26 protein-coding genes are annotated in these 25,241 nt (G+C 70.0%); 14 read left to right on the forward strand and 12 right to left on the reverse strand.

Annotation, left to right across the window (positions count from 1 at the left end):
• Nucleotides 1–72: 72 nt before the first annotated feature.
• Nucleotides 73–816, reverse strand: coding sequence for a phosphodiester glycosidase family protein (locus tag BLW27_RS07195; RefSeq protein WP_089881911.1), 744 nt, complete (start codon nucleotides 814–816; stop codon nucleotides 73–75).
• Nucleotides 817–853: 37 nt separating this feature from the next.
• Nucleotides 854–1,252 carry a 30S ribosome-binding factor RbfA gene (rbfA, locus tag BLW27_RS07200; RefSeq protein ID WP_089881535.1) on the reverse strand — a complete coding sequence of 133 codons (399 nt, stop codon included), beginning with the start codon at nucleotides 1,250–1,252 and terminating at the stop codon, nucleotides 854–856.
• An 83-nt stretch (nucleotides 1,253–1,335) separates the two neighbouring features.
• Between rbfA and dapB the strand changes: the two genes are divergently transcribed.
• Complete coding sequence (dapB, locus tag BLW27_RS07205; RefSeq protein WP_089881540.1) at nucleotides 1,336–2,163, forward strand: 4-hydroxy-tetrahydrodipicolinate reductase; 828 nt, start codon at nucleotides 1,336–1,338, stop codon at nucleotides 2,161–2,163.
• Nucleotides 2,164–2,268: 105 nt separating this feature from the next.
• On the forward strand, nucleotides 2,269–2,622 hold the full coding sequence (locus BLW27_RS07210; RefSeq protein ID WP_089881545.1) for a dihydrodipicolinate reductase: 354 nt from the start codon (nucleotides 2,269–2,271) through the stop codon (nucleotides 2,620–2,622).
• Nucleotides 2,623–2,644: 22 nt separating this feature from the next.
• Here the strand turns inward: BLW27_RS07210 and BLW27_RS07215 are convergent, their stop codons facing one another.
• Nucleotides 2,645–2,848 carry a DUF1674 domain-containing protein gene (locus BLW27_RS07215; protein ID WP_089881549.1) on the reverse strand — a complete coding sequence of 68 codons (204 nt, stop codon included), beginning with the start codon at nucleotides 2,846–2,848 and terminating at the stop codon, nucleotides 2,645–2,647.
• A 113-nt stretch (nucleotides 2,849–2,961) separates the two neighbouring features.
• On the opposite strand from BLW27_RS07215, the gene BLW27_RS07220 reads away from it, so the two are divergent.
• The 7 genes from BLW27_RS07220 to BLW27_RS07250 all read left to right on the forward strand — a co-directional run bounded on the left by BLW27_RS07220 (nucleotide 2,962) and on the right by BLW27_RS07250 (nucleotide 11,519).
• The gene (locus BLW27_RS07220; protein WP_089881553.1) at nucleotides 2,962–4,224 is read left to right on the forward strand and encodes an RsmB/NOP family class I SAM-dependent RNA methyltransferase; all 1,263 of its coding nucleotides are present in this window, start codon (nucleotides 2,962–2,964) and stop codon (nucleotides 4,222–4,224) included.
• Nucleotides 4,225–4,323: 99 nt separating this feature from the next.
• On the forward strand, nucleotides 4,324–6,063 hold the full coding sequence (locus tag BLW27_RS07225; RefSeq protein ID WP_089881556.1) for a heparinase II/III family protein: 1,740 nt from the start codon (nucleotides 4,324–4,326) through the stop codon (nucleotides 6,061–6,063).
• 20 nt (nucleotides 6,064–6,083) lie between these two features.
• Nucleotides 6,084–7,673 carry a bifunctional phosphoribosylaminoimidazolecarboxamide formyltransferase/IMP cyclohydrolase gene (gene purH, locus BLW27_RS07230; protein WP_089881558.1) on the forward strand — a complete coding sequence of 530 codons (1,590 nt, stop codon included), beginning with the start codon at nucleotides 6,084–6,086 and terminating at the stop codon, nucleotides 7,671–7,673.
• Between the two features lie 32 nt (nucleotides 7,674–7,705).
• Complete coding sequence (gene lspA, locus BLW27_RS07235; protein WP_089881914.1) at nucleotides 7,706–8,188, forward strand: signal peptidase II; 483 nt, start codon at nucleotides 7,706–7,708, stop codon at nucleotides 8,186–8,188.
• A 50-nt stretch (nucleotides 8,189–8,238) separates the two neighbouring features.
• Nucleotides 8,239–8,766: a DUF3035 domain-containing protein gene (locus tag BLW27_RS07240; protein WP_089881917.1), complete on the forward strand. Its 528-nt coding sequence runs from the start codon at nucleotides 8,239–8,241 to the stop codon at nucleotides 8,764–8,766.
• 84 nt (nucleotides 8,767–8,850) lie between these two features.
• Nucleotides 8,851–10,206, forward strand: coding sequence for a M16 family metallopeptidase (locus BLW27_RS07245; protein WP_089881561.1), 1,356 nt, complete (start codon nucleotides 8,851–8,853; stop codon nucleotides 10,204–10,206).
• Entirely contained in the window at nucleotides 10,203–11,519 is a 1,317-nt protein-coding gene (locus BLW27_RS07250) for a M16 family metallopeptidase (protein ID WP_089881564.1), read from the forward strand. The genes BLW27_RS07245 and BLW27_RS07250 overlap by 4 nt, the downstream gene beginning before the upstream one ends.
• A gap of 67 nt (nucleotides 11,520–11,586) precedes the next feature.
• Here the strand turns inward: BLW27_RS07250 and BLW27_RS07255 are convergent, their stop codons facing one another.
• Entirely contained in the window at nucleotides 11,587–13,533 is a 1,947-nt protein-coding gene (locus tag BLW27_RS07255; RefSeq protein ID WP_089881567.1) for a lytic transglycosylase domain-containing protein, read from the reverse strand.
• A gap of 122 nt (nucleotides 13,534–13,655) precedes the next feature.
• On the opposite strand from BLW27_RS07255, the gene dapA reads away from it, so the two are divergent.
• The gene (gene dapA / locus BLW27_RS07260) at nucleotides 13,656–14,531 is read left to right on the forward strand and encodes a 4-hydroxy-tetrahydrodipicolinate synthase (protein ID WP_089881570.1); all 876 of its coding nucleotides are present in this window, start codon (nucleotides 13,656–13,658) and stop codon (nucleotides 14,529–14,531) included.
• A 128-nt stretch (nucleotides 14,532–14,659) separates the two neighbouring features.
• On the opposite strand, the gene BLW27_RS07265 is transcribed toward dapA, so the two are convergent.
• Together BLW27_RS07265 and mnmC2 are read right to left on the reverse strand one after the other, a co-directional pair.
• Nucleotides 14,660–15,526, reverse strand: a complete 867-nt coding sequence (locus BLW27_RS07265) for a DMT family transporter (protein ID WP_089881573.1) — start codon at nucleotides 15,524–15,526, stop codon at nucleotides 14,660–14,662.
• A 12-nt stretch (nucleotides 15,527–15,538) separates the two neighbouring features.
• Nucleotides 15,539–16,234 (reverse strand): tRNA (5-methylaminomethyl-2-thiouridine)(34)-methyltransferase MnmC2, encoded by a 696-nt coding sequence (gene mnmC2 / locus BLW27_RS07270; protein WP_089881576.1) that lies wholly within the window; start codon nucleotides 16,232–16,234, stop codon nucleotides 15,539–15,541.
• A gap of 44 nt (nucleotides 16,235–16,278) precedes the next feature.
• On the opposite strand from mnmC2, the gene BLW27_RS07275 reads away from it, so the two are divergent.
• Nucleotides 16,279–17,310, forward strand: coding sequence for an NAD(P)/FAD-dependent oxidoreductase (locus tag BLW27_RS07275; protein WP_089881579.1), 1,032 nt, complete (start codon nucleotides 16,279–16,281; stop codon nucleotides 17,308–17,310).
• A gap of 121 nt (nucleotides 17,311–17,431) precedes the next feature.
• On the opposite strand, the gene BLW27_RS07280 is transcribed toward BLW27_RS07275, so the two are convergent.
• The 6 genes from BLW27_RS07280 to mutY all read right to left on the reverse strand — a co-directional run bounded on the left by BLW27_RS07280 (nucleotide 17,432) and on the right by mutY (nucleotide 22,713).
• The gene (locus tag BLW27_RS07280; protein WP_089881583.1) at nucleotides 17,432–17,875 is read right to left on the reverse strand and encodes a MaoC family dehydratase; all 444 of its coding nucleotides are present in this window, start codon (nucleotides 17,873–17,875) and stop codon (nucleotides 17,432–17,434) included.
• 97 nt (nucleotides 17,876–17,972) lie between these two features.
• Nucleotides 17,973–18,845, reverse strand: a complete 873-nt coding sequence (locus BLW27_RS07285) for a TIGR01459 family HAD-type hydrolase (protein ID WP_089881586.1) — start codon at nucleotides 18,843–18,845, stop codon at nucleotides 17,973–17,975.
• Between the two features lie 100 nt (nucleotides 18,846–18,945).
• Complete coding sequence (locus tag BLW27_RS07290; protein ID WP_089881589.1) at nucleotides 18,946–19,335, reverse strand: SpoIIAA family protein; 390 nt, start codon at nucleotides 19,333–19,335, stop codon at nucleotides 18,946–18,948.
• A 74-nt stretch (nucleotides 19,336–19,409) separates the two neighbouring features.
• Nucleotides 19,410–20,330 (reverse strand): manganese-dependent inorganic pyrophosphatase, encoded by a 921-nt coding sequence (locus BLW27_RS07295; protein WP_089881592.1) that lies wholly within the window; start codon nucleotides 20,328–20,330, stop codon nucleotides 19,410–19,412.
• A 102-nt stretch (nucleotides 20,331–20,432) separates the two neighbouring features.
• Nucleotides 20,433–21,584: an alkane 1-monooxygenase gene (locus BLW27_RS07300; protein ID WP_089881595.1), complete on the reverse strand. Its 1,152-nt coding sequence runs from the start codon at nucleotides 21,582–21,584 to the stop codon at nucleotides 20,433–20,435.
• 61 nt (nucleotides 21,585–21,645) lie between these two features.
• Nucleotides 21,646–22,713 carry an A/G-specific adenine glycosylase gene (gene mutY / locus BLW27_RS07305; RefSeq protein WP_245710807.1) on the reverse strand — a complete coding sequence of 356 codons (1,068 nt, stop codon included), beginning with the start codon at nucleotides 22,711–22,713 and terminating at the stop codon, nucleotides 21,646–21,648.
• A gap of 96 nt (nucleotides 22,714–22,809) precedes the next feature.
• Between mutY and BLW27_RS07310 the strand changes: the two genes are divergently transcribed.
• The 3 genes from BLW27_RS07310 (at nucleotide 22,810) to BLW27_RS07320 (ending at nucleotide 25,241) form a co-directional block, all read left to right on the forward strand.
• Entirely contained in the window at nucleotides 22,810–23,325 is a 516-nt protein-coding gene (locus tag BLW27_RS07310) for a DUF721 domain-containing protein (protein WP_089881599.1), read from the forward strand.
• Nucleotides 23,326–23,448: 123 nt separating this feature from the next.
• A complete protein-coding gene (locus BLW27_RS07315) occupies nucleotides 23,449–24,123 on the forward strand; it encodes a DsbA family protein (RefSeq protein ID WP_089881602.1) in 675 nt (224 codons plus the stop codon).
• Complete coding sequence (locus BLW27_RS07320) at nucleotides 24,120–25,241, forward strand: CaiB/BaiF CoA transferase family protein (protein WP_089881605.1); 1,122 nt, start codon at nucleotides 24,120–24,122, stop codon at nucleotides 25,239–25,241. Before BLW27_RS07315 ends, BLW27_RS07320 begins: the two co-directional genes overlap by 4 nt.

Genomic DNA, 25,241 nt, shown 5'->3' on the forward strand with positions numbered 1-25,241 from the left:
CGCAAGACAGGTAGGCCGGGGCGCGCGGAGGTGCAAGGGCGGCGGGAAACGGCCGCGGGCGTCAGGGGCGGCCTACTCGGCCGCTTCGGTCACCGCCACGATCGGCCCCATGCGGCGCCCCATATCGTCGCGCCCCAGCTGCGGCGCGTAGAGCCGCGAGACGTTGCCGTCGAAGAACAGCGCCTGCGGCAGGCCAAGCCCGTCGCGGAAGAAGCGCGCGAACTCGTGGAACGTCACCGGGTTGTCGGAGATCGCGAAGACCGCGCGGCTGCCGTCGGCGGTGGTGCCGACCCCGTTGCGGATGTAGCGCGAGGTGCTGTCGGGCAGGAAGCGCGGATGCAACTTCCCGTCGATCACCAGCATCGGGCCGGACTGGGTGGCGTGGCGGCAATCGGGGCGACGCTCGAGGTAATCGCGGGTCTCGAACACGCGGGCCGAGGTCTTCTCGATGCACAGGATCCCGTTGGGCAGCAGGCCGAAATTGCCCGGGCCGGGCGTCGGGATCACGCGCATGATCTCGGTCCCGTTCTCGACGTAATGGCCCACGGGATCGCGATCGGCGTGATACATGCCGGCATTCATCGCGAAGACCAGGTCGCGGCCCTGCGCCTCCAGCGCGGCGTCCAGCGTCGCGAAGTGGCCGATCGGCGTGCCGGTGGTGTCGTGCAGGAACAGGCGCAGGTTCTCGGCGGCGGGATCGACGCTGCACACTGCGTACTGGTTGCCGTCATGCTCCTGCCGCGAACACTCGACCGCGCGCGCCGGTGCGGCGGCCGCGAAGCCGATCAGCAGCGTCAGCCCGATCAGCAGGGGCATGGCGCGCGACAGGCGCGCCGTCAAGGCGCGGAGCGGCCTACTGGTCATCCACATCCCGGCGCACCGCGTCCTGCGCGAACAGGCGCCGGGCCTCGTCGAGATGGTCGAAGGTCTCGTCCAGGCGGAACCGCAGCTCGGGGGCGAACTTCAGCTCCAGCCCCTTGGCGACGGCGCGGCGCAGCTCGCCCTTGTTGTGGGCCAGGCGCTCAAGCATCTCGTCCGAGCCCTTGCCGCCCAACGGCACCACGTAGGCGGTCGCCACCTTCAGGTCGGGCGAAACGCGAACCTCGCCCACGGTGATCGACAGGCGGTTCAGGTCGGGGTCGTGGATGTCGCCGCGCATCAGCACGTCGGACAGCCGGCGGCGGATCACCTCGGCGACCTTGCGCTGGCGCTGGCTGGGGCCGTCGCCCTCTTGGAATCGGTTGCGTGCCATGGGCCAGACTTATGCGCGCCGGCAGGCTTTGCCAAGCGGCGCGGCGCGGGCTATCAGACCGCAACGCAGCGAAGGAGACGGGCATGACCGACAGACCGGGCGTCGTGGTGACGGGCGTATCGGGCCGCATGGGCCGTATGCTGGTGCACGAGATCGAGCAGGACGGGCGGCTGGCGCTGACCGGCGCGTTGGAGCGGTCCGGCCACGACTGGATCGGGCGCGACCTGGGCACCATGCTGGGCGGCGCCGAGACCGGCGTCATCGTCTCGGACGACGCTGACAAGGCTTTCGCGAAGGCGCAGGCGGTGATCGATTTCACCGCGCCCGCCGCAACCGTGGCCTTCGCCGAAAAGGCCGCGCGGGCCGGCGCGGTCCACGTGATTGGCACAACGGGGCTGTCATACGATGACCTGAAAACCATCGCGGCCGCCGGGCGTCGCGCGGTGATCGTGCGCGCCGGCAACATGAGCCTAGGCGTGAACCTGCTGACGCAGGTCACCCGCCAGATCGCGCAGGCGCTGGGCGACGAGTGGGACATCGAGATCGTCGAGGCGCATCACAACCGCAAGGCCGACGCGCCCTCGGGCACCGCGCTGATGCTGGGCGAGGCCGCCGCCGAGGGCCGCGGCGTGTCGCTGGCCGACGTGTCCGACCGAGGCCGCGACGGCATGACCGGCCCGCGCAGGCGCGGCGACATCGGCTTTCACGCGATCCGCGGCGGCGACGTCGTGGGCGAGCACGAGGTCATCTTCGCCACCGCCGGTGAGCGCATCGCCGTCCGCCACATCGCGTCCGACCGGGCGCTTTTCGCCCGCGGCGCCGTGCGGGCCGCGCTGTGGGGCCAGGACAAGGCGCCCGGAGAATACGACATGCTGGACGTGCTGGGGCTCAAGCCCGGGCGGGGCACGTAGCGCCGGCGGCCCCACGCTCGCGTGATCGCGGGCCGGCGGCACGGGCTTGAACCCGCCGCTGCCGCGCTAATTTCCTGTCGATCGATGCGAGACAGGAGGCCGGACATGCTTCGTTCGTTGGCGATCTGCGGAGTTCTGATGCTGGCGGCGCTGCCCGCGCGCGCCGAATTCGCGACGGTGCAGGACCGCGCTACATTTCTCGATCTGGTGGCGGGGCGCACGCTGTCGCGCCCGATGGTGACGCTCAAGGTCACGCCTGACGGCGCAATCTCGGGGCAGGGCGCGCTGTGGCAGGTCACCGGCGCGTGGACCTGGCGCGAGGGCTATTTCTGCCGCGACCTGAACTGGGGCGGCGACGCGCTGGGATACGACTGCCAGGTGGTCCTGGCGCGCGGCGACACGATCCGTTTCGTGGCGGAGCGCGGCCGGGGCGATCAGGCCGAATTCAAGCTGCGCTAGACGCTCGCGAGGGTGGCGGCGGTCAGAAGTCGACCGCCAACCCCTTCTTCTCCCAGTCGCCGTAGCGCACCGGCTCGGGGCCGTCCCGGCCGCCCAGTTCGACCGGGCGCGGATTCGCCTGCTCCTCGGCCATGGCCTCGGCGCGACGCTCGGCCGCCTCGGCCAGCGCGCGCTGCGCGGCGGGGGGCAGGTCGGTGTGCGGCGTGTCGGTCTTTTGCTCGGTCATCGGCGTCTTCCTGTCGCGTCCTCCCCCGCGGAGCCTTTTCCTGCGGGGGCGCCCTTGATATACGCCGCGCGTCAGGCGGAACAAGGGTTTCGCGCCCTCACCCACAGGATCCCATGCCTAAACCCGTCGATCCCGCCCGCCGTGCCGCCGTCGACCTCCTGGACGGGGTGCTGGGCCGGAAGCAGCCGCTGACCGAGCTTTCGGGCGTGTTGGATCCGCTCGCGCCCGCCGAGCGCGCCACCGCGCAACGGCTGGCGCTGTCGGCCTTGCGGTCGCTCGACCGCGCCGACCGCGTGCTGAAGCCGCACCTGCGCAAGAAGCCAGTCGCGCGGGTGCACAACATCCTGCGCCTCGGCGCGACCGAGCTTTGCGAGGGCGGTGCCGCGCACGGCGTGGTCGATGCTTGCGTGACGCTGGCCGCCGAAGGCAAGCGCACCGCCGGTGCGAAGGGGCTGGTGAACGCCGTTCTGCGCAAGGTGGCCGAGGACGGCCCCGCGCTGTGGCCCCGGCTGCGGCCCGCGCGCCTGCCGAAATGGCTGCGCGCGCCGCTGGTCGAGGCGTGGGGCCCGGAAGCCGTCGGTGCAATGGAGGCCGCCCATGCCGCGGGCGCCCCGCTGGACCTGACGGCCAAGGGCGACCCGGCGGCGCTGGCCGAGGCGGTGGGGGGCTCGCTGCTGCCCACCGGATCAGTACGGATCGACGCGGGCGTGCAGGTGACGGCGCTTCCAGGCTACGACGACGGCGCCTTCTGGGTGCAGGACGCCGCCGCGGCGCTTCCCGCGCGGCTTCTGAGGGATGTCGAAGGCCTGCGCGTGCTGGACATGTGCGCCGCACCGGGCGGCAAGACGCTGCAACTGGCGGCGGCGGGCGCGCAGGTCACCGCGGTCGATCTGTCGCAGGCTCGGCTGGCGCGGGTCGAGCAGAACCTCGCCCGCACCGGGCTGCGCGCCACGCTGATCGCCGGCGACGCGCTGAAGCATGCGGGCCGCTACGACGCGATCCTGCTGGACGCGCCGTGCTCGGCCACCGGCACGATCCGCCGCCACCCCGACCTGCCGCACGTTCATCTGGGTGAGCGCATCGGCGAGCTGATCGCGCTTCAGGCCGCGCTGCTGGATCACGCGGTCGACTTGCTGGCGCCGGGCGGGCGGCTGCTGTTCGCAACCTGTTCGCTGCTGCCGGACGAGGGCGAATGCCAGGTCGAGGAGGCACTGGCCCGCCATCCGGACTTGAGGGTGCTGCCGCCTGAGGCGCCGGGGCTCGACGAAACCTGGCGCACCGCCGAGGGCGGGCTCAGGCTGCGGCCCGAGTTCTGGCCCGAGCGGGGCGGGATGGACGGGTTCTACATGGCGGTGCTGCAGAAGGCCGGCGGATGAGACACCGGCGATGACACGGGGCGGCAAGCCGGCTATCGTGTCGCGCAGACGCCGCCCGGACAACGGGCGCCCCGAGGCGACAGAGCACGAACCCGAGCGATGGCCCGACTGAACGACTGGCGCGCGACGCAGGCGCGATGGCTCGACCGGCTGCACGCGCGTCTTGCAGCGCGGGCCAAGCCGTCGCGCGGGTTCACGGTGCAGCCCGAACCGCGCACGATCGGTTTCCACGCCCGCGGCCGACAGCTGATCGCGGGAAACCTGCTGTTCGCGGGCCACCTGGTCGAGGCGCCCGACCGCAGCCTCTGGGATGTCGACATGCCGGACGCGGCGTTCCGCGACGCGCTGCACGGGTTCACCTGGCTCGACGACCTCGCGGCAGTGGGCGACGTGCAGGCGCGCACGCTGGCGCAGGCTTGGGTCCGGGACTGGATAGACCGCTACGGCCGGGGCAGCGGGCCGGGCTGGACGCCGGAACTGACCGGCCGGCGGATGATCCGGCTGGTGCATCACGGCCTGCTGCTGCTGCGCGGCGCGGACGCCGCGCAGGCGCGCCGGCTTCATCAGGTGCTGGCGGCGCAAACGCGGTTCCTGTCGGCGCGTACCGGCTCCGCGCCGCCGGGCCTGCCGCGGTTCGAGGCGCTGACCGGGGAGCTCTACGGGGCGCTGACGCTCGAGGGACTGGACCGTTTCGTCGAGCCGGCGCGCCGGGGGCTGGCGGCGGAATGCGCACGAAGGATCGATTGGGGCGGTGGTCTGCCCAGCCGCAACCCCGAGGACCTGCTTGACGTGTTCACCCTGCTGACCTGGGCGCAACTGGCGTTCGAGCAGGCGGGCCGGCCGCCCGACGCGGCGCTGGGCGACGCGATCGCCCGCATGGCGCCCACCCTGCGCGCGCTGCGCCACGCGGATGGCGGGCTGGCGCGCTTTCACGGAGGCGGGCGCGGCGCCGAGGGGCGGCTGGACGCCGCACTCGCCGCGTCCGGCGTGCGGCGCAAGCGGCGCGACGGTCTGGCGATGGGGTTCTCGCGATTGGCGGGCGGGCGCACCACGGTCATCGCCGACGCGGCGCCCCCGCCCTCGGGACGCGCCTCGGCCGCGGCACATGCCTCGACCCTGGCGTTCGAACTGACATCGGGACGCCGTCCGCTGATCGTCAATTGCGGCGCGGGCGACGATTTCGGCGAAGGCTGGCGCCGCGCCGGGCGGGCCAGCCCGTCGCATTCGACGCTGTGCCTGAACGCGCGGTCCTCGGCCCGGCTGGTGCCGGCGCGGCGCGGGCGCGGGGAATGGCTGGCGCAGGGGCCGGGTACCGTGCCCGCGCAGTTCAGCCGCAGCGCGCAGGCCGAGATCTTCGAGGGCGGGCATGACGGTTACGTGGCCGAGTACGGGCTGACCCACGCCCGCTGCCTTTCCCTGGGCCTGGACGGTCGCAGCCTTCGCGGCGAGGATTATTTGGTTGCGCTGGACGAACCGGGAAAGCGCCGCTTCGCCGCCGCGCTGGGCAATGCCGAACGTTCGGGCCTGCCGTTCCGAATCCATTTCCACCTTCATCCGGATGTCGACGTGGCGCTGGAGACGGACGGTACCGGCGCGAGCATGGCGCTCCGTTCGGGCGAGATGTGGGGCCTGCGCTTCGACGGTGCCGCCGAGATCGCGGTCGAACCGTCGGTTTACCTCGAGCATGGCCGGCTTCAGCCGCGCGCGACGAAACAGGTCGTTTTATCCGGCCGCGCGATGGAGTATGCGACGCGCGTCCGGTGGACCCTGGAAAAGACGCAGGACACGGCGCTGGCCGTGCGCGACCTGGTCCAGGACGAGGCGGACGAATACGTTTGACCCATCCCCGAGGAGCCCCGATGCCCGACCTTCAGCCGATCCGCCGCGCGCTGCTTTCCGTTTCCGACAAGACAGGTCTGATCGACCTCGGTCGCGCGCTCGAGGCCCGCGGGATCGAGATCCTGTCGACCGGCGGCTCGGCCCGTGCGCTACGCGACGCCGGCATCGCCGTGCGCGACGTGGCCGAAGTGACGGGCTTTCCCGAGATGATGGACGGCCGGGTCAAGACCCTGCACCCGATGGTGCATGGAGGGCTGCTGGCGCTGCGGGACGACGACGACCACAAGGCGGCGATGGAGCAGCACGGCATCGGCGCGATCGACCTGCTGGTGGTGAACCTCTACCCGTTCGAGGAGACGGTGGCCAAGGGCGCCGACTACGACACCTGCATCGAGAACATCGACATCGGCGGCCCGGCGATGATCCGCGCGGCCGCCAAGAACCACGCCTATGTGAACGTGATCGTGGACGTGGAGGATTACCACGCGCTGGAGGCCGAGCTGGACGCCCATGACGGGCAGACCTCGCTGGCCTTCCGCAAGCGGCAGGCGCAGATCGCCTATGCCCGCACCGCCGCCTACGATGTCGCCGTCAGCACCTGGATGGCCGGTGCCATCGACGAGGCCACGCCCCGCCGCCGCGCCTTTTCCGGCACGCTCGCGCAGACGCTGCGCTACGGCGAAAACCCGCACCAGGCGGCCGCGTTCTACCGCGACGGCTCTGGCCGTCCTGGCGTCGCCACGGCGCGCCAGCTTCAGGGCAAGGAGCTGAGCTACAACAACATCAACGACACCGACGCCGCGTTCGAGCTGGCCAGCGAATTCGCGCCCGCAGACGGTCCGGCCTGCGCAATCATCAAGCACGCCAACCCTTGCGGCGTCGCCACCGGCGCCACGCTGGCCGAGGCCTACGCGCGCGCCTTCGACTGCGACCGGACCTCGGCTTTCGGGGGAATCGTGGCGCTGAACCGGCCGCTGGACGCCGAGACCGCGCAGGCGATCACCGAGATTTTCACCGAGGTCGTCATCGCCCCCGGCGCCGACGACGCGGCGCGCAAGGTCTTCGCCCCCAAGAAGAACCTGCGCCTGCTGGTCACCGATGGCATGGCCGATGCCCGTGCGTCGGGCCGCCGTTGGACGCAGGTTTCGGGCGGGTTCCTGGTGCAGGACCGCGACGGGGGGTACGTCGAGGCGGCAGACCTGAAGGTGGTCACGAAGAAGGCGCCGACGCCCGAACAGATGGCCGACCTGCTGTTCGCCTGGCGCGTGGCCAAGTACGTCAAGTCGAACGCCATCGTCTACGCGAAGGACGGGCAGACGGTGGGCGTCGGCGCCGGACAGATGAGCCGGCTGGACAGCGCGCTGATCGCTGCGACCAAGGCGCAGCGCATGGCCGACGCGCTGGGCTTGGGCGAAAGCCCGGCCATCGGCTCGGCCGTGGCGTCGGACGCGTTTTTTCCGTTTCCCGATGGTCTGCTGGAGGCCGCGCAGGCGGGTGCCGCCTGCGTCATCCAGCCCGGCGGCTCGATGCGCGACGACGAGGTCATCGCCGCCGCCGACGAGGCCGGGCTGGCGATGGTCTTCACCGGCATGCGGCACTTCCGGCATTGAGCGCGTCGTCGAACCCCGCCTTCGGCGCGGCGATGAAGCGCGTGGCACTGGTGTCGGTGCTGGTCTTCGTGCTGGACCAGGCGACCAAGTTCTGGATCGTGCACTGGATGCGGCTGGACGCGCGGGGCGCGATCGACGTGTGGCCGCCCTTCCTGAACCTGCGGATGGCGTGGAACTACGGGATCAACTTCGGCCTGCTGTCCGGGCAGGCCGACATGACCCGCTGGATCCTGATCGCGGTCGCGTTGGGCATCGTGCTGTTCGTCCTGGTCTGGATGCGGCGCGACCCGCCGGGCCCGTGGGGCGCGGCATCGGCCGGGCTGCTGATCGGCGGCGCCCTGGGCAACGTGGTGGACCGGCTGCTCTACGGCGCGGTGGCGGACTTTCTCAACATGTCGTGCTGCGGCATCGACAATCCCTACGCGTTCAACGTGGCCGACATCGCGATCTTCGCGGGGGCGGCGGGGCTGGTGCTGTTCCCGGGCGCCAAATCAGGCGGAGAAAAGCCCTCGTGACGGCGCCGGGCATATGCGATAGATCAGGCAACAGACTGGCGGAGGTGACGATGCGGGCTGCGCGTCTTTTGGGTGTACTTGCGTTCGGCGCACTGTTCAGCACGTTGGCCGCGTGCGGAGACCGCGACATCGGGCTGCGCGACCTGCGGTCCTTCGACCGCTCGCCGGAGGAATTCGGCATCGTCCCGAACCGGCCGCTGGAACTGCCCGAGACCACCGCGCTGCCGGCACCGACGCCGGGGGGCGCGAACCGCACCGACCTGAACCCCAAGGCCGACGCCGTCGCCGCCCTCGGCGGCAATCCGGCGGCGACCGTGGCGCGTGGCGCGGCGATCCCGGCGCAGGACGCGACGCTCGTCTCGGCCGCCAGCCGCTTTGGCCGCGATGCCGGTATCCGGGCCGAGCTTGCGGCCGACGATCTGGCCTTCCGGCAGCGCCAGTCGCTGTTCACCTGGTCGATCGTGCCGCGCGACGACTACGCCGCCGCCTACCGGTCGCAGACGCTGGACGCCTATCGCTGGCTCGAGGTCTACCGCCGCGCCGGCGCGCGCACCCCCACCGCCCCGCCCGAGGGCTGAGCCGGTCACGGAATCGTCACGGCGGTTGAACGCGGTCTCTCATATCGTAGCTTGTGAGGGACACCGACGATCCGGGGAGAGACCATGCTGAGACTGGCCAGCGCCGTTGCGCTGACGATCATCGCCGCGCTGCCGCTATCCGCGCAGGGCACGGCAGACCAGGTGACGACGTTCACGCTGGACAACGGGCTGGACGTCGTGGTGATCGAGGATCACCGCGCGCCGGCCGTCACGCACATGCTGTGGTATCGCGCGGGCTCTGCCGACGAACCGCGCGGCGTGTCGGGCGTGGCGCACTACCTCGAACACCTGATGTTCCAGGGCACCGACACGCTGGCGCCCAAGGAGTTCAGCCGCATCGTCAGCGAGCAGGGCGGGAGCGACAACGCCTTCACCAGCTTCGACTACACCGGCTATTTCCAGCGCGTCGCCGCCGACCGGCTGGGCCTGATGATGGAGCTCGAGGCCGACCGCATGAAGAACCTGCGCCTGTCGCCCGAGATCATCGATACCGAGCGCAACGTCATCATAGAAGAGCGCAACCAGCGGGTGGAAAACGATGCCGCCGCCCTGTTCATGGAGCAGCGCCGCGCCGCGCAGTACATCCACCATCCTTACGGCACCCCGATCATCGGATGGCGCCACGAGATGGACCGGCTGGGCCTGGACGAGGCGCAGGCCTGGTACGACACCCATTACGAGCCGAACAACGCCATCCTCGTCGTCGCCGGCGACGTCACGCCCGACGAGGTTCGCGTACTGGCCGAACAGCATTACGGCCCGATCCCGGCCGATCCCGATATCGGACCGCGCGAACGGGTGGCCGAGCCGCCGCACCGCGCCGAACGCCGCCTGATGTTCGACGATCCCCGCGTGGCGCAGCCCTACGTGATCCGCACCTACCTGGCGCCGGAACGCGACGCCGGCGCGCAGGAACAGGCGGCGGCGCTGACCCTGCTGTCCGAGATCCTCGGCGGCGGGCAGACCTCGGTCCTCAGCACCAAGCTGCAGTTCGAGGAGCAGAAGGCGGTTTATACCGGCGCGTTCTACGACGGCGTGTCCTACGACGACACGACCTTCGGCCTGATCATCGTGCCCGCCGAAGGCGTCACGCTGGAGGAGGCCGAGGCCGCGGTGGACGAGACGGTCGCCGAGTTCCTCGAAAACGGTGTCGACCCCGAGCAACTCGAGCGGATCAAGTTCCAGATGCGCGCGCAGCAGATCTATGCCCGCGACAACGCAGATGCGCTGGCGCGGCGCTACGGGGCGGCGCTGACCTCGGGCTTGACGGTCGAGGACGTGCAGGCCTGGCCCGACGTGCTTCAGGCCGTGACCGAAGAAGACATCCTGGCCGCCGCACGGATGGTCTTCGACCGCGACAAGGCGGTGACCGGCTACCTGATGCAATCCCAAACCGACGCGCCGGAGGCGACGCAATGAAGCTTTTGACATTCGCGGCCGCGCTGGTCCTCGCGGCCACTGCCGCCCGCGCCGACATAGAGATCAAGGAAGTCACCAGCCCCGGCGGCATCGAGGCCTGGCTGGTCGAGGAACCGTCGATCCCGTTCGTCGCGCTCGAATTGCGCTTCCGTGGCGGCGCCTCGCTGGATGCCGAGGGCAAGCGCGGCGCGACCAACCTGATGACCGCGCTTCTCGAGGAGGGCGCGGGCGACCGCGACGCGCGCGAATTCACCACCGTGGCCGAAAGCCTCGCGGCGCGCTTCAGCTACGACGTGGGCGACGACGCGGTGTCGGTCTCGGCGCAGTTCCTGACCGAGACGCAGGACGAGGCGGTGGCGCTGCTGCGCGAAACGCTGGTATCGCCGCGCTTCGACCAGGACGCGATCGACCGGGTGAAGGCGCAGATCCTGTCCTCGATCCGGTCGGACGCAACAGACCCGAACGCGATCGCGGCGCAGACCTTCGACCGGCGCGCCTTCGGCGATCATCCCTATGGCAGCGACTACCAGGGCACGATCGACAGCGTCGGCGCCCTGACACGCGACGACGTGGTGCAGGCCTTCGACCGCACCATCGCGCGGGACCGCGTCCACGTCGCCGCCGCCGGCGATATCAGTGCCGAAGAGCTGGGCGTGCTGCTGGACGAGTTGCTGGGCGATCTGCCCGAAGAGGGCGCCCCGCTGCCGGGCGAGGCCGAGGTCGCGACCACCGAGGGCGTGACCGTGGTGCCGTTCGACACGCCGCAATCGGTGGCGATGTTCGGGCACGAAGGTATTGCCCGGGACGATCCCGATTTCTTCGCGGCCTACGTGCTCAACACGATCCTCGGTGCCGGCGGCTACGATTCCCGCCTGATGGAAGAGGTGCGCGAGAAGCGCGGCCTGACCTACGGCGTCTATTCCTATCTCGTGCCAAAGGATCACGCGGCGCTCTACATGGGGCAGGTCGCGTCGGCGAACGACCGCATCGCCGAGGCCATCGACGTGGTGCGTGCGGAATGGGCGCGCATGGCCAGCGACGGCGTGAGCGAGGACGAGCTGGCGCGGGCCAAGACCTACCTGACCGGCGCCTATCCGCTGCGCTTCGACGGCAACAGCCAGATCGCCAGCATCCTGGTCGGCATGCAGCTCGACGGGCTGACGCCGGAATACGTCGAAACGCGCAATGCCATGATCGAGGCCCTGACGGTCGAGGATATCAACCGCGTCGCCGCGCGCCTGCTGAAGCCCGAGGCGCTCCGCTTCGTGGTCGTCGGTCAGCCCGAGGGGCTCGAAGGCGACCCGACGCAGTAACGCGCGGCGGGTCCGGCCCGAAACGACAAAGCCCCGGCAATGCCGGGGCTTTTCATCTTCGGCGCGCTCAGTTCGTGGCGAGCGTCGCGCCGGCCAGTTCCTGCGAAAACGGTACCGGGTGCGGGTCCTTGCCCAGCCGTGCGCGGTAGACCGGCAGGCTTTCCGCCACGCGCATCACGTAGTTGCGCGTCTCGTCGAAGGGGATGAACTCGATCCAGTCGATCACGTCCACGCCGCCGCCGCGCGGATCGCCGAAGCGTTCGATCCACTGGTACGGGCGGCTGGGTCCGGCATTGTATCCTGCCGCCATCATCACGACGTTTCCGCCGAAGCGTCGCGCCAGGTTCGCCAAGTATGCCGCGCCCAGCTTGGCGTTGTAGACCGGGTCCGACAGCAGCCTGTCCACGTCGTATTCCAGGTCCAGCCACCCCGCCACGTCCTTCGCCGTGCCCGGCATCAGCTGCATGAACCCTCGTGCGCCCGCGCCCGAGATCACCACCGGGTCGAACTCGGATTCGCGCCGGGCGATCGACAGGACCAGCTCTCGCGGGACCGGGTATTCCGCCTGCGCCACCAGAGGGTGCACCGCGTAGTAGGGGCCGGGGATCTCGTGGCCGAACTGCGCGGCGCGCTTGCCCAGCATGACCTGCATGTGCGGGCGGCCCATCTCCTCGAACATGGCGCCTATCTGGCCCATCCCGTCGCGATCCAGCGATTCCGCGAGATGCGTCAGGAAACGCTCTCCCAGACGGTTCTCGCCGGCCTCCAGCAGCAGCATGCCCGCCTTGAAGACGCTGCTTTCGGTCCAAGGCGCGGTCTTCCAGTCGCCGAAGCTTTCGGTGCCGGCCAGCGCCGGATCGACCGGCAGTCCGGCACGTTCCGCCGCGAGCAGCCCGTAGAAGGTGGTCTGGTACCGGGCGCCCATCGCGTAGGCGGTCGCCGCGGCTTCGGCATTGTCCAGCGCCTCGTGCGCGCGGCCCAGCCAGTAACCGGCGCGCCCCAGCGAGATCGGCGTGTCGATCGCGCCGTGGAACGCCTCGAAATGCTGCAATGCCAGGTCCGGCCGGTTCAGGAAGCGCAGGGCGAGATAGCCCGACAGCCATTCGAGATCGGGGAAGTCCGACCCGTCGACCAGGTAATGCGTGGATGCCACCCGATAGGCCTGGACCACGTCGCCCTCGCGCATCAGGTCGCGCGCCAAGTCGCTCCGCGCGTCGGCCCAGGCCCACGGCTCGCCCAGCGCGGCGGCCGAGGTCGAGCGTTCCAGAAGCAGGTCCGTCGCGTCCTGCGCACGGCCCTTGCGCACGCGCCAGAGGAAGCGTTCATGCGCCAGTCCGGGATGATCCGACAGACGGTCGGGCACCCGCGCGATCAGCCCGTCCACACCGGCGGCATCCGCGCGCAGGCCCATGCGCGCCTCGGCCAGCCGGCGCCAGCCGTCGTCGACCAGCGGCAGCATCGCGCCGGCATTCGCCGTCCAGCCGCGCCACAGCGCCATGTCCAGCCGTGCCTCGTGATGCGGACGAAGCAGATCGCCCCAGTGGTCCAGAAACGCCTTTCGGCCGTCGCCGTCCAGCGCCAGCGTGCGCCACGCCAGCACCACCAGCACCTCGGCCGGCCCGGTCTCGCCGGCGGCCAGGTGCGCCTGCGCCAGGGCCAGCGCGCCGTCGCCCGTCTGCGGCGTGCGGTCATCGAAGAAGGCGCGGACAACGGCGGGATCGGCGCCGGCGATCACCGGCTCGGCCCGTTCGCGCAGGTAGGGCAGGCCGGGCCAGTCGGGGTTGCGGGTGAGGAAATCGGTCACCTCTTCGGGCGTGCCGCGTCCGGCTCGCAGTGCGTGCCACGTCACGATGTCCGACCCGATCTGCCCCGCACCACGCACGGTCGAGCGTGCATCGTCCCAGTCGCCGGCCCGCACCGCGTCCATCGCCCGGCCAAGCGCGGCGGCCCCGTCCTGTGCCGCGGCGTGCGTCGACAGCACAAGCGCCAGGCAAAGCGTCAGAATGCGCGTCATGGCTTGCATTTCCCATCTCGAAAAGGAATAGACCCGCGCAACACATTACCCGGGCCGCGGCGGTCGTCCAATCACGACCGCTTGGGCGGATCCCCGGTAAACCACAGTGGAAGGAGCGTGTCATGCTGAAGGGATCGATGCCCGCACTGGTCACGCCGTTCAAGGACGGCGCAGTGGATTTCGGCACGCTCAAACGCCTGGTCGACTGGCACGTGGAAGAAGGCAGCCACGGCCTCGTGCCCGTTGGCACCACCGGCGAAAGCCCGACGCTCAGCCACCAGGAGCACGAGCAGGTCATCGAATGCGTGGTCGAGGCCGCCGCCGGCCGCCTCCCCGTGATCGCCGGCGCAGGCTCGAACAACACGTCCGAGGCGATCCGCTTCCTGCAGCACGCCGAACGCGTGGGCGCGGACGCGGCGCTGGTGGTGACGCCCTACTACAACAAGCCGACGCAGGCCGGACTGATCGCGCATTTCACCGCGCTGCACGATTGCTGCAACCTGCCGCTCGTCATCTACAACATCCCCGGCCGCTCGGCTGTGGACATGACGCCCGCGACGATGGGCGAACTTGCCAAGCTGCCGCGCATCGTCGGCGTCAAGGACGCGACGGCCGATCTGGCGCGCGTTTGCCAGCAGCGCATCACCTGCGGCCCGGACTTCCTGCAGATCTCGGGCGAGGACGCGACCGCGCACGGCTTCAACGCCCAAGGCGGCGTCGGCTGCATCTCGGTCACCGCGAACGTGGCGCCCCGCCTCTGCGCCGAGATGCAGGAGGCGTGCCTTGCCAGCGATTACCCGAAGGCGCTGACGCTTCAGGACCGGCTCATGCCGCTGCACCACGCGATCTTCACCGAGCCGGGCCTGTGCGGCGTGAAATACGCCATGTCGCGTCTCGGCCTGTGCGCCGAGGAGATGCGCCTGCCGCTGCTGCCGGTGACGCCGCCGACGCGCGAAAAGCTGGACGCAGCGCTGCGCCACGCGGGCCTGCTGAACTAGCGCTGCGGCCACGCGCGCGGAAACGACTCGCGCGAGGCTGAAACAGCCTTTCGATCCGGAAGTAGCGCGCGGGTGAATTGCCTCGCCGGCGCGAGGGAGGCCGCTGCGCCTCTGCCGCGTCGCGGATATCAGCTGCGCGCGACGCGGGCCCGCCACAGGGTGAACAAACCCGCCGCGACGATGATGCCCGCGCCGATCACCACGTTGCTGCGTAGCGTCTCGCCGAAGACCAGCAGGCCCAGTGCGGCGGCGAAGGGAAGCTGCAGGTAGGCGAAGGGCTGAACCGCGCTGGCCTCGGCCACCTCGTAGGTCTTGATCAGCAGGAAGTGACCCGTGGCACCCGTGATGCACAGCGCGCCCATCCAGACCCAGTCCGGGGCGGTCATCGGTTCCCAGAACCAGATGCCGATTGCCGTGGCGGCCACCGCGCCGGTGGTGCCGGTCCAGAAGAACGAGGTCGCGGCGCTGTCGACGCGGCCGACATAGCGCGTCAGCAGGCCGTAAAGCGCGAACATCAGCGCAGCGATCAGCGGGATCACCGCATAGGGCGAGAACACGCCGTCGTCGGGCTGCAGGATGATGATCACGCCGACGAAGCCCAGCGCGATCGCGACCCAGCGCCGCCAGCCGACGAACTCGCCCAGAACCGGCCCCGACAGCGCCGCGACCAGCAGCGGGTAGACCGCGAAGATCGCGTGGCTTTCCACCAGTCCCAGGTAGACGAAGCTCAGCACCATCACGTTGATCTCGAGCACCAGCAGCACGCCGCGAAAGGCCTGCAGCCAAGGCAGGCGCGTGGCGGCGGCTGCGCGCAGGCCCGCCTTGCACGCGGCGACGGCGATCACGAAGGCGGCGAAGAACCAGTACCGGATCATCACCACCATCAGGACGTTGTATTCCGACGCCAGGTGGCGCGAGATCCCGTCCTGCATGGCGAAGACGAAGGTGGTGGCGACCATCAGAAGGATGCCCAGCCTCGTGTCCTGCTGCGCCATGGTCGGGGTCCTTCAGGGCTTGCGCGCCACCGTCATGTGACGTTTCCGCCCATATCCGGGCAGCCGGGCCACCTCAAGCCCCGCCGCCGCCAGCGCGCGGCGCACGTGGCCGGCCGCCGCGTAGGTCGCGGCCGAGCCGCCCGGCGTCATGTGCGTTGCGACCTGCGCCATCAGGTCGTCGCCCCAAAGCTGCGGGTTGCGCGCGGGCGCGAACCCGTCGAGGAACCAGGCGTCGGCGCGGCCGCCCCACGCCGGCAGCGTCTTGCGCGCATCGCCCTCCATCAGGGTGAAGGCTAGGTCGGGCAGCGCGATGCGGCGCGTGCCCTCGTTCCAGTAGGGGCGCAGGTCGTCGGCCACGGACGCAAGCTCGGGAAAGGCCGCCTGCGCGCGGATCATCGCTTCGGGCGCAAGCGGATATGCCTCGAACGTGGTGAAATGCAGCACGCCCTGAACACCGCTGTCGCGCCAGGCCTGCAGCGCGGCCAGCAGGTTCAGCCCGGTGCCGAAACCAAGCTCGGCGATGTGAAAGCCGTCGCGGAACCGCGCGGGCAGGCCGTTGCCCTGCAGGAAGACGTGGCGCGTCTCGGCCAACCCGTTCTGCAGCGAGAAGAACGGATCGTCGAAGCGCCGCGAGACCGGTACGGCGTCGCGCCAGTCCACGGGATGGCCGGCGGGATGGCTCTGGTCGGTGTCGCAATTGTCTGGCATCACGGCCTCCGGTTCGGATGGGGCAATGCCGGGAGGCGCGCACAATGGCAAGGGTCGACGTGACGGTGCGCGGGGCGGGGATCTTCGGCCTGTCGATTGCCTGGGCCTGCGCGCAACGCGGCGCGCGCCTGCGCGTGGTCGACCCGCACGGGCCGGGCGCGGGAGCGTCTGGCGGCATCGTCGGCGCGCTGGCGCCGCACGCCCCCGAGAACTGGAACGAGAAGAAAGCCTTTCAGCTCGAAAGCCTGCTGATGGCCGGCGCCTTCTGGCAGGGCGTCGAGGCGGCCGGCGGCGTCAGCCCCGGCTATGCCCGCACCGGCCGGCTGCAACCGGTCGCGGACGACGCCGCGCTGACGCTGGCGCGCACGCGCGCCGAGGGTGCGGCCGCGCTGTGGCAGGGCCGGGCTTCGTGGGAGGTCGTCCGTGCCGAGGATGCGGGCGCGTTTGCGCCAATGTCACACTCCGGCTGGCTGATCCACGACACGCTTGCCGCGCGCCTGTACCCGCGCATGGCCTGCGCGGCGCTGGTCGCGGCGCTGCGCGCGTGCGGGGCCGAGATCGCGCCCGAGGCGGCGGACGAAGGCGCGGTGATCTGGGCAACCGGGTGGCGCGGCCTGCACGACCTCTCGGACGCGCTTGGTCGCAAGGTAGGCGACGGGGTCAAGGGACAGGCCGCGCTGCTGCGCTTCGACGCCCGGCAAGCGCCGCAGTTGTTCGTGGACGGCCTGCACGTGGTGCCGCACGCGGACGGCACAGTGGCGATCGGCTCGACATCCGAGCGTGACTTCGACACCGGCGATGCGGTCGATGCGCAATGCGACGCTCTGGTCGCGCGGGCGCGCGCGGCGGTTCCGGCGCTGGTCGGCGCCGAGGTGATCGCCCGCTGGGCGGGGGTCCGGCCGCGCGCGCGCAGCCGGGCGCCGCTGCTTGGCGGCTGGCCCGGCCGTCCAGGGCATTGCGTGGCCAATGGCGGTTTCAAGATCGGTTTCGGCATGGCGCCAAAGGTGGCCGAGGTGGTGGCCGACCTGGTGCTGGAGGGGCGCGACGCCATCCCCGACGGGTTTCGCCTGACCTGAATTCTGGCAAGCGGAGCGCGCCTGCGGCGCGCGCAGATTACTCGGCTCCCGCCTTCGGCAGGGGCTTCGGACTGGCGCACGACCGCGGCCGGTGCGCTCCTGCCCCTGGCGGTCGTGCGGGTCAGGCCGGCGCGCGGGTCGGCGCCATCACCGTCGCTTCGCCCACCAGCACCGGCTTGCCATCGACGGTGCACCGGCAATCCAGTGTCACGCGGCGCTTCGCGATGTCGATGCCGGTCACCGTGACCTCGGCGCGGACCATTTCGCCCGGGCGCACCGGCGCGAGGAACCGCAGCGACTGCCCGAGGTAGACCGATCCGTGCCCCGGAAGCTGTTCGCCGATCACGGCCGAGATCAGCCCGGCGGTCAGCATGCCATGCGCGATGCGCCCCTCGAAGATCGTGTCGCGGGCGTATTCGTCGTCCAGGTGGACCGGGTTCCGGTCGGTCGAGATCCGGGCGAACAGCTCGATATCCTGCTCGGTCACCTGCTTCTGCACGTGGCGCGCCATGCCCATCTCGATGTCCTCGATGCAGATCGTTCCGCGCGGCAGGGTGTCCAGCATCTCGCTTCTCCAGGTCCCTAAGGGTAATTAAACAGCGTCCCGATAACGTAACGCGTAATTTAATTACCTAGCGGACGCAGAAAGTCAAGCGAGAAGACTAGCGCAGACGTCCGATCGAGTAGGTGGGCGCGATGCCTTCGGCAGCGAGGTAACGCTGCAGCGCCTCGGGGTCGGGATCGGTTTCCGTCGCTGTCTCGAGTCGTGCGAGCCCGCCGGTGATGAACAGCGAATCGATCTTCTCGCCCATGGCGCCCAGCACGTCGGTCTGCGGACCGTCGCCGATGGCCAGGATCGCGTCGTCGGAAACGTGGCCCGCGTGATCGGCCAGCCGCCGTCGCGCGAGGTCGTAGACCGGCGGATGCGGCTTGCCGAAATACAGGCTTTCGCCGCCCATCTCTGTGTAGAGCCGCGCCATCGCGCCGGCGCACCACTCGCGGGTGTCGCCCCGGTCCACGACGATGTCGGGATTGGCGCAGAGCAGCTTCAGCCCCCGCTGCTTGGCCGCCAGGAACTGCGGGCGGTAGACGGCCGGGTCGGCATGCGGATCGAACGGGCCGCAGCAGACGATGCCTTCGGCCTCGTCCAGGTCCACGCGCTCGACCGCGACGGGATCGGAGACAAGCTTGAGCGGGTCGAAGAAGGACAGGTCGTGTTCCTGACCGATGAACCAGACCTTGCGGCCCACCGCGCCGGTGAACATGGCCGCGCGCGCCGAATCGCCGGACGTGGCGATATCGTCCCAGGCGTCTTCTGGTACGCCGAACCGCTCGATCTGGCGGGCGACCTCGTGGCGCGGGCGCGGGGCGTTGGTCAGCAGGATCACGCGGCCGCCGCGCGCCCGGTAGGCCTGCAGCGCCTCGATCGCCGAGGGAATTGCCGCGACGCCGTCATGCACGCAGCCCCAGAGATCGACGAAAAGCGCGTCGTAGTTCCGCGACACGTCGGACAGGGCGGAGATGATCTGCGTCATGGGCCGGGTTCCTTCTTGCGGGGTCGGCTCAGCTATGGCGCAGGCGGGCGGCCTCTGCCAGCCCTTGCTGCGCTCGGCCCGCCGGCGCCCTTCCCGGCGCTCAGCCCTGTGGCGCGGGTTGCGCACGCAGCCAGTCCAAAGCCTCGGCCTCGGTGTCGAAGGCCCGCGCTTCGACCGGCATCAGCTTGCCCATCGTCTCGACCATGTTGCCCGCCCGGTCGGGGGCTTGCGCGACAACGTAATTGCGCACCTTGGCCAGGGATTCGACCTGCGCCTTCATCGAATCCATCGACAGCGACGCGCCCGGTTCCGAACTCGTGCCGGTCTCGAAGACCAGCAGCATGTCGACCTTCGAATGCGCATCGAAGACGGCCAGCATGCGCTCGGCCATGGCCGCCATGTCGTCGCGGGTCACGGCGCCGGTGATGCGAAAGGCGTAGGTGGCCGGCAGCCCGGCATCGAATTCCGTGATGTTGGCCGTGTTCAGCATGGCGTTCTCCTCGCTTGCGCCGAGGGAACGCGGCCCCGGGGACGATGTTCCCCGGGGCTGGTCGTGGTCCGGTCTCAGACCTTGAGGTTCGGGATGATCTGCTTCTTGCGGCTCATCACGCCGGGCAGCACGACCGTGTCGCCCTCGACCGTCGCGCCGAAGCTCTTCTCGGCCACGGCCTTCACGCGGTCGTTCGGGACCAGCAGGGTCGCTTCCTCGTTCAGGATGTCGACCACGAACAGCAGCACCTCGTCCACGTCGTCCTCGGACGCGACGGTCTTCATCGTCTCCATCAGGCTGTCCTTGCGCGACAGCGGCATGTCGGGCGCGGTGGTCTCAAGCACCGAGACGCGGAACTTGGTGCCGTCGACCTCGTATTCCTTGCTGTCCATGCGCAGCAGCTCGGCATCCGAGAAGGCCGAGACATCGGACTTGGCGGCGAACATCTGAGCCGCGAAATCCTTCAGGTCCACGTCCAGGTCCTTGGCGAGGCCGAAGGCAATCGCCTTGTCCTCCTGCGTGGTGGTGGGCGAGCGGAATTCCAGCGTGTCGGACAGGATGCAGGTCAGCATCGCGCCCTTGATCTCGCGCGGGGCCTGGGCGAGGTCGTCGCCGATCATCTTCCACATGATCGTGGCGGTGCAGGCCAGCGGCTCGATCCGGATCTCGATCGGCGCCTTGGTTTCCAGCCCGGCGACCAGCTTGTGGTGGTCGATGATGCCGCGGATGTCGGCCTTGTTGATCGACTTGGGCAGCTCGGCGGGGTTGTTGGTGTCGACGATCACCACCGGCGCGCCCTCGGCCACGTCCTCGATGATCTCGGGCTTGTCGAGACCCCAGTGCGACAGCATGAACGCGGCCTCGGTGTTGGGCTCGCCCAGAAGCACGGGCTTGGCGTCCTCGCCCTTGATCTGGTTGAGGTACCACGCCCAGATGATCGGGCTGCCGGTGCTGTCGGTGTCGGGGGATTTGTGTCCGAAAACCTGGATCGTCATGAGAACCCTCGTGCGTTGGCTGCAACTGTCGCGCGCCTTCTAGCGACGGCCGCGCCGAATGTCACCACGGCACGTGCTGCGGTGCCGCACGGGGTGCGCCGCTCAGCGCGGCAGCGGGGTCTCGGCCCTGTTGTAGGGTTTCCAGTCCGTGATCTCGGGGTAGAAGCGCCGCCGCCAGGCGCGCACGCGCGGGTTCATCACGCGCCGCCACAGGGGCGGGACCATCGCCGCCATCGTCATCACCGGGTAGCCGTAGGGCAGTTGCGGGGCCTCGTCTTCGGGATAGGTCTGCAGCAGGGGAAAGCGCCGGTCGGGCTTGTAGTGGTGGTCGGAATGGCGTTGCAGGTTGATCAACAGCCAGTTCGACGCGCGGTGCGAGGCGTTCCAGCTGTGGCGCGGCAGGACGTGCTCGTACTTTCCGTCGCCCAGGTGCTTGCGGGTCAGGCCGTAATGCTCGACGTAGTTCACCAGTTCGAGCTGCCAGACTGCGACGCCCGCCTGCAGCGCGAACAGGCCAAGGCCGACCCAGCCGCCAAGCACCGCCGCCAGCGCCAGTGCCGTCGCCTGAAGCGCCCAGTAGGTCCAGAACGGGTTCGAGCGATGCCACCACGGCAGCCCCTTGCGCGCCAGCATCGCCGCCTCGGCGCGGAAGGAGGACACCAGGCACTGCCGCAGCACGCGCGGATAATAGCGGTGGAACCCCTCGTTGTAGCGCGCGCTGACCGGGTCGCGCGGCGTGCCGACATAGCGGTGATGCACCAGCAGGTGCTCGGACCGGAAGTGCGAGTACAGCACCATCGCCATCAGCAGGTCGGCCAGCCGACGCTCCAGCCGGTTGCGCTGGTGCATCAGCTCGTGCGCGTAGGTGATGCCGACGGTGCCGGTCATCACGCCGACGCCGATGAACACGCCGACCTTCTCCCAGGCGGTCAGGTGCGCGGCGTCCGAGACGAACCAGATCAGGCCGAACAGGCTGATGATCTGCAGCGGCACCCAAGCGGCGGTGATGGCCTTGTAGAGGTGAAGCTGGTCGTCCGGCGTCAGCGGGTCGGCGTTGTCCTGGTTCAGCCCCAGCGCCGCGTCGAGGATCGAGAACAGGTACCACGTCGACACGATCGGCAGCGCGATCCACCAGCCGCCCCACAGCGCCGCCACCCAGACCATCGGGATCAGCATCAGCGACAGCGCGAAGGGCGCAACGGCGGTCAGCCGCGCAAGGTCGGGTGTCGTCGAAACGGGTGTCGCGTCGCTCATCGAAGCCTCCGAAAGCTGCGCCCGATCCTACGGCCGGATCGCGCATCCGCCAAAGCGGCGATCAGCCGCGTGACGCAAGGTCGAACGCCTTGCGCATCACCGTTGGCAGGTCGGCGGGGCTGAAATCGGGCAATTCGATGAATTTTCCGCGCGCGGGTGCGCGATCCATCGGCACAAGGGCGGTCTTCACGACCAGCCGCAGGTGGAAATGCGTGAAGGTGTGCAGCGCTTCCTCGGACAGGGTGCGCCATTCCGCGCGAATCGGCGGCGCGTCGGCGGGCGTATCGGACCAGTCGCTGCCCGGCCAGCCCAGCATCCCGCCCAGCAGCCCCTTGTCCGGGCGCCGTTCCAGCAGCCAGGCGCCGTCGACGCGGCGCGCCAGGTAGACGATGCCGTGGCGCGTCGGCTTGCGCTTCTTCGGTGCCTTCTTCGGCAGGTCCGCCTGCGTTCCGGCCGCCCACGCCGCGCAGGATCGCCGCCAGGGGCACAGCCCGCAGGCCGGCCGCTTCGGCGTGCAGATCGTGGCGCCAAGGTCCATCACCGCCTGCGCGTAGCAGCCCGGCCGGTCAGCCGGCGTCAGCCGCGCCGCCATGTCGGTCAGCACCGGCTTGGCCTGCGGCAGCGGCGTGTGCTCGTCGTGGACGCGCGCCATCACGCGCTCCACGTTGCCGTCGACCACCACCTGCGGATCGTCGAAGACGATGGCCGCGATCGCCGCGGCGGTGTAGCGCCCCACGCCGGGCAGGGTCAGCAGCGTTTCGTGGTCGCCGGGAAAGCGCCCGCCGTGATCTTCCACAACGACGCGCGCGCATTTCAGCAGGTTGCGCGCCCGGGCATAATAGCCAAGGCCGGCCCAGGCGGCCATGACGTCGGCATCCTCGGCCGCGGCCAGCGCCTGCACATTCGGCCAGCGGGTGGTGAACGTGGCGTAGTAGGATTTCACCGCCGCTACGGTGGTCTGCTGCAGCATGATCTCGGACAGCCAGACGCGGTAGGGGTCTGGCCGCTCGCCACGCACCCGCGCCGCCGGGCCCACGCGCCACGGCAGCGCGCGGGCGTGGCGGTCGTACCATTCCAGCAGGTCGGCCGACATCTCGGCGGCACTCGCGCGCTCGCGCAGGTCTGACATTCGCTTGATCGCTCTCGCACAGGGACGGATTGGGGTGGCCGTGGCGGCCGCGGTCAGTAGAATAGCCTCGAGACCGCAGAGACAAGGCAACACCCCGTGAAACGGCGCAGCACCACGACCTACGGCTTCGCGCGGACCTCGAAACTGCTCGAGGAGCGGGTGCGCAAGGCCTCCGAATCGCGAGGCTTCGCACAGTCGCGCGTGCTGACCCACTGGGAGGAGATCGCCGGCGCCGACCTCGCCGCGATTACCCGGCCCGTGGAGATCCGCTATGGCAGGGGCGGCTTCGGCGCCACGCTGACGGTGCTGACCACGGGCGGCAACGCCCCGATGGTCGAGATGGCGCGCGAGACGCTGCGCGAACGCATCAACGGCATCTACGGTTACAACGCCATCGCCCGCATCCGCGTGACCCAGACCGCGCCCACCGGCTTTGCCGAGGGGCAGGTGGATTTCGTCCATCGACGGCCCGAAGCCCCGCGCGGCCCGTCCCCGCAGGCGCAGCAGCAGGCCCGCGCCGTGGCCGAGGGCGTCGGCGACGAGGGGCTGCGCGCGGCGCTTGAACGCCTGGCGGCCAACGTCATATCCAGAACCGAGACGCGCCGGGGCTGAGGCCCGGTCGGGCACGGGCCCGCGAACGACATCCGGGCGCATGGCGCCCGCAGCAGCAGGGCGCCGACCGCCCGACCGACAACAGGGCGCAGCGCGCCCGCAGGCAAGAAAGTGAGACCGGACATGAAAACGCATCTCTCCGCAGTGGCGCTGGCCGCGGCAATCGTCGGCGGCGGCTGGTGGGTCGCAGGACAGGGCACCGCCCCCGGTGCGACGATCGCGCTGCCGGGCGCGGCCTCGGCCCAGGAGGCGACGACGGAAACCGAAGCCGTTGAGATCACCGAGATGACGCTGGGTGCCGAGGACGCGCCGGTCGAGGTGATCGAATACGCCTCGTACACCTGCCCGCATTGCGCGACCTTCCACGAAGACGTCTTCCCGCAGCTCAAGGAAGACTACATCGACAGCGGCAAGGTCCGCTTCACCTACCGCGAGGTCTATTTCGACAAGTACGGCATGTGGGCCAGCCTGGTCGCCCGCTGCGGCGGCGAGGACCGCTTCTTCGGCATCACCGACATGATCTACGACACGCAGGGCGAATGGTCGCGTGCCGGCTCGGACGCCGCCATCGCCGACGAGCTGCGCAAGATCGGCCGCATGGCAGGCCTCGACAACGACCAGCTGGAAAGCTGCCTGACCGACTCGGCCAAGCTGCGCGCGCTGGTGGAATGGTACCAGGCCAACGCCGAGGAGCATAACGTCCGCGCAACGCCCACCTTCGTGATCGACGGCGAGACCCGCTCCAACATGAGCTACGCCGAGTTCTCGGACATCCTGGACGAGCGCCTGGGCGAATGAATTCGGCACCGCGCGGACCCCTCGAAGGGGTCCGGGTGATCGAGCTCGCGCGGATCCTGGCCGGCCCCTGGGCCGGTCAGACACTGGCCGACCTCGGCGCCGATGTTCTCAAGATCGAAAGCCCAAAGGGTGACGACACGCGCGCCTGGGGCCCGCCCTTCATCGATCGTGACGGCGATCGCTCGGCCGCCTATTTCCATTCCTGCAACCGCGGCAAGCGGTCCGAAGTCGTCGACATCGCCAGCGAGGCCGGTCAGGCCCGCATGCACGACCTGATCGCCGGGGCCGACATCCTGATCGAGAACTTCAAGGTCGGCGGCCTGAAGAAGTACGGGCTGGACTACGACAGCGCCGCGGCCACCAATCCCGGCCTGATCTACTGCTCGATCACCGGTTTCGGACAGGATGGCCCCTACGCGCACCGCGCGGGCTACGACTACATCATCCAGGGCATGTCGGGCCTCATGTCCATCACGGGCGAGCCCGACGGCCAGCCCCAGCGCGCAGGCGTGGCGGTCACCGACCTGTTCACCGGGCTCTATTGCGTCTCGGGTATCCTCGCAGCACTTCACCAGCGGCACCGCACCGGCCGCGGCCAGCACATCGACATGAGCCTGCTCGACTGCGCCGTGTCGGCCACCGCGAACCAGGCGCTGAACTACCTCAGCACCGGCACGCCGCCGGGCCGCACAGGCAACTACCACCCCAACCTCACGCCCTACCAGGTGTTCGACTGCGCCGACGGCCATATCATCATCGCAACCGGCAACGACGCACAGTATCGCCGCCTCTGCACCCTGCTGGGCCTGCACGACATGGTCGAGCATCCGGACTACGCCACCAATGCCGACCGCGTCGCCAACCGCGAGACGATGATCGCCCGGCTGATGGCCGAGACCCGCAAGCGGAGCAAGGCCGACCTCCTGCAAGGCTGCGAGGCAGAGGGCATCCCCGCCGGGCCGATCAACGACATGGCCGAGGTCTTCGCCGACCCGCAGGTCGCGGCGCGGGGCCTGCGCATCGCGCCCGAAGGCGTGCCCGGCGTGCGCGCGCCCTTCCGGTTCTCGGACGCGGACCTCGTTCTGGATCGCCCCGCCCCGAAGCTGGGCGAAGGCTGA

The sequence above is a fragment of the Citreimonas salinaria genome (genome assembly GCF_900107235.1).
In the GTDB taxonomy this organism is placed as follows: domain Bacteria; phylum Pseudomonadota; class Alphaproteobacteria; order Rhodobacterales; family Rhodobacteraceae; genus Citreimonas; species Citreimonas salinaria.